The organism is uncultured Rikenella sp., assembly GCF_948810725.1.
GTDB lineage: Bacteria > Bacteroidota > Bacteroidia > Bacteroidales > Rikenellaceae > Rikenella.
In genome coordinates, this window is sequence record NZ_CAQIVA010000085.1 from 1 (window position 1) to 3,543 (window position 3,543).

At 57.6% G+C, this 3,543-nt stretch carries 2 protein-coding genes; both read left to right on the forward strand.

All coding sequences use genetic code 11. The features are described from left to right. On the forward strand, positions 1–1,856 hold a 1,856-nt coding region (gene dnaE / locus Q9S52_RS10570), incomplete at its 5' end, for a DNA polymerase III subunit alpha (RefSeq protein ID WP_304709083.1). A 74-nt stretch (positions 1,857–1,930) separates the two neighbouring features. Next, entirely contained in the window at positions 1,931–2,245 is a 315-nt protein-coding gene (gene trxA, locus Q9S52_RS10575) for a thioredoxin (RefSeq protein WP_294593887.1), read from the forward strand. Positions 2,246–3,543: the final 1,298 nt, after the last annotated feature.

Sequence of the window (3,543 nt, forward strand, 5' to 3'; positions counted from 1 at the left end):
TGGTGCAGTACGAGGGGAGTTTGGTGGAGGATGCCGGGCTCATCAAGATGGACTTTCTGGGGCTCAAGACCTTGTCGATTATTAAGGATGCGGTGGAGAACGTGCGGGAGTCCAAGGGGATCGACATCAATATCGACGCGATTCCGCTCGATGATAAGAAGACCTTCGAACTCTATTCCAACGGGGAGACCACCGGGCTGTTCCAGTTCGAGTCGCCGGGGATGAAGAAGCACCTCCGGGCGTTGCAACCCAACCGGTTCGAGGACTTGATCGCGATGAACGCCTTGTATCGGCCGGGGCCGATGGAGTACATCCCGAACTTCATCGCCCGGAAGCACGGGCGGGAGGCCATTGCCTACGACTTGCCGGATATGGCGGAATATCTGGAAGATACGTACGGGATTACGGTCTATCAGGAACAGGTGATGCTTCTGTCGCAGAAGCTGGCCGGGTTTACGAAGGGGCAGGCCGATACGCTCCGGAAGGCGATGGGGAAGAAAAAGAAGGATGTGCTGGACAAGATGAAGGGCGACTTCCTGGACGGGGCGGTGGCGCACGGACACGACCGGACGGTGTGCGAGAAGATCTGGACGGACTGGGAGGCGTTCGCGTCGTATGCCTTCAACAAGTCGCACTCCACGTGTTATGCCTATGTGTCGTACCAGACGGCCTACCTCAAGGCGCACTATCCGGCCGAGTTTATGGCGGCCCTCTTGAGCCGCAACCTGTCGGATATCAAGAAGATCAGCTTCTTTATGGACGAGTGCAAACGGATGGGAGCGCCGGTCAAGGGGCCGGATGTCAATAAGAGCCGGCACCGCTTCTCGGTGGACAGCGAGCAGAATATCCGTTTCGGGTTGGGAGGGATCAAGGGGCTGGGCGAAAACGCGGTTCAGGCGATTCTCGAGGAGCGGAATGCCCATGGGGATTTCAAGGATATTTTCGATTTCGTCGAACGGGTCAATCTCCAGACGGTCAATAAAAAGAATATCGAGTGTCTGGCGTTGGCGGGAGCGTTGGATTCGATCGCGTCGTTCCACCGGAGCCAGTTTTTCGCACAGGATAGCAAGGGGGCTTCGTTTATCGAGTCGCTGATTCGGTACGGGAGTTTGGTGCAGGCCGAGCGCGCGCAGAAGCAGAACAGCCTCTTCGGCGATATGATGTCGGGGGTGATGGTCCAGAAACCGGAGATTCCGTCGGCCGAGACGTGGGGCAAACTCGAAATGCTGGAGCGGGAACGAGAGGTGGTGGGGATCTATCTCTCGTCGCATCCGCTGGACGACTACCGGATTCTGATCGAGAAGTATTGTTCCAATGCAGTGAGCGATTTGAGCGATCTGATGGCGTTGAGGGATCGGGATTTTTCGGTGGCGGGGATGGTCACTTCGGCGCAGTACCTGACGACGAAGACGGGGAAACCGTATGGACGGTTCACGGTCGAGGATTTCAGCGGGAGTTATACCTTTACGCTCTGGAGCAAGGATTGGGAGACGTTCCATTCGTTCTGTTTCGAGCAGAACTCCATCCTGATCAAGGGGCGGGTACAACCGAGCCGTTTCCGGCAGGGCGAGATGGAGATCGTCATCAAGAGCATGAAGAGCCTCGCGGAGGTGATGGAGAGCGACATTCGGGAGCTGGTGGTGACGGTGCCGGTGAAGGAGCTTTCGACGGGGTTCATCACGGATTTGTCGAGCACGGCGGCTATGGCGGCGGGGCCGGTCTCGTTGTTGTTCCATATTTTCGACCCGGAGACGGGAGTCAGGGTGGCGTTGCGTACCCGTGCGCCCAAGATCGAACTGAACGCCAAGGTGACGGAGCTGCTGGACGATTACGGTTTCAAATACCGGATAAATTGATTAGATTTGTGCGCTTTTTGTGGCATGGATTTTGAATTCTTACACTATTAAAAACTACTAAAACTCAATTTGTTATGGCATTGGAAATCAATTCGGGCAATTTTCAGGAGGTGATGGCGTCGGATAAGCCGGTGGTGATCGATTTTTGGGCCGAGTGGTGCGGGCCGTGTCGGATGGTGGGGCCGATCGTGGAGGAGCTGGCGACGGAATATGCCGGAAAGGCGATCATCGGGAAGTGCGATGTGGATTCGAATGACGCGATTGCAGCGCAGTTCGCCATTCGGAACATTCCGACGATTATTTTCGTCAAAGGAGGTCAGGTGGTGGACAAGCAGGTGGGGGCGACGACCAAAGCAGCGTTGGCGGAAAAGCTCAATAAGTTGTTGTAGCGATTGCCTGTTTAGCGGAATGATTGTAGTTCTCCCGCCGAACCTTCAAGGTTCGGCGGGAGAACTTTTTTATTGTGGTACTGTTTCGTGTGGCGGGTTGGGTTGGTGATACTTTGGGCGTTTGGTTCCGGTAGCGACGGCCCTTTGCCCACCGCGCTCGGAGAATAGGGCTGAGGCTGCCTTAGCAAAACGCAGTTTTGCCCGTCCCGCCGGGGTCACCCGGACGCCGCCCGCGCAGGGCAGTTCTGTCCGGCACAGAGCCTGACCGCGCGCGACTGCTGGAAAAGGAAATCATTCGAACGCGTGATGCGCGTTTGAATAAGATTTCCGCCAGCGCGCGGCCAGAGAACGGGGGTAGAGGCTGCCATTAAATCACTCGAAGGGTGCGCCCGCCCGGCGTAAGGGCAGTACCCTCCTGTAGCCAAAGACGCGCGCCACGCCTAAAAAGGGAAATCGTCAAAATGTGCTGGCACGTTTTGACAAGATTTCCCCGGCACGCGGAAAAGGGTTGAGCTGAGGCTGCCCGCGTTGTATAGGGGGGTAGAGGCTGGAAGTAAAATGCCCTGTGGGCGCGCCTTTATTAATTCAAAGCAACCGCGCGCCCCGCCTAAAGGAGCGATTCAGCTATTTCGGCGTGAGCCGAATTATAGATGAATCGCGCAGGCGCGCGAAAAAGTGGCGGAGCGACAGCGTAGCCGCAGTGAGGCTGACACAGGGCGGAGAACTGGTTTCTGCTTTAGGCTGGAATTTGAGGCGAGAGCGAATAGCGCGATTCGCAGAATCGCCGTCCTCGGCGAGAGCGACGCATTAGCGGCGCGAGGGGGGCGCGCCGAGGACGAACCCGGTAGCCTGAGGCGGTGAATGGTGTTGCTTTTGCGACTCGTAGAGCCGCGTAGTTCGCCGCCACCCCATACGGCGGACTACAACTCGACGGAGCTCGTTGCGCCTCCGCTGGCGGCGAGCTGTATGTTGGGGTAGAGACTGCCCAATCGGAGTGCTCGAAGGCACCGGCACGAGGAGGCCGCCGAGGACGAATGGACTGAGCTCCTGCGACCCTTTGGGTCGCGCGGGCCGCAGCCTCCCGCCGCGGAGGCCCGCAACTAACGTTGCTTTTGGCCCCGCAGGCTTCGACCCGCTAAGATAATTGCACTTTGCAGATTTAGTTGCGCCCCCGCAGGCTTCGGCTACCAAAGTCAAACAAAAGTAGGGTAGAGGCTGCCAGTTTTCGGGTGCCGAGCGGCACCGTTTATTCCGAGAGGCAACGCAGCTGAAGACCGCCGGCACGTGGATCCGGATAG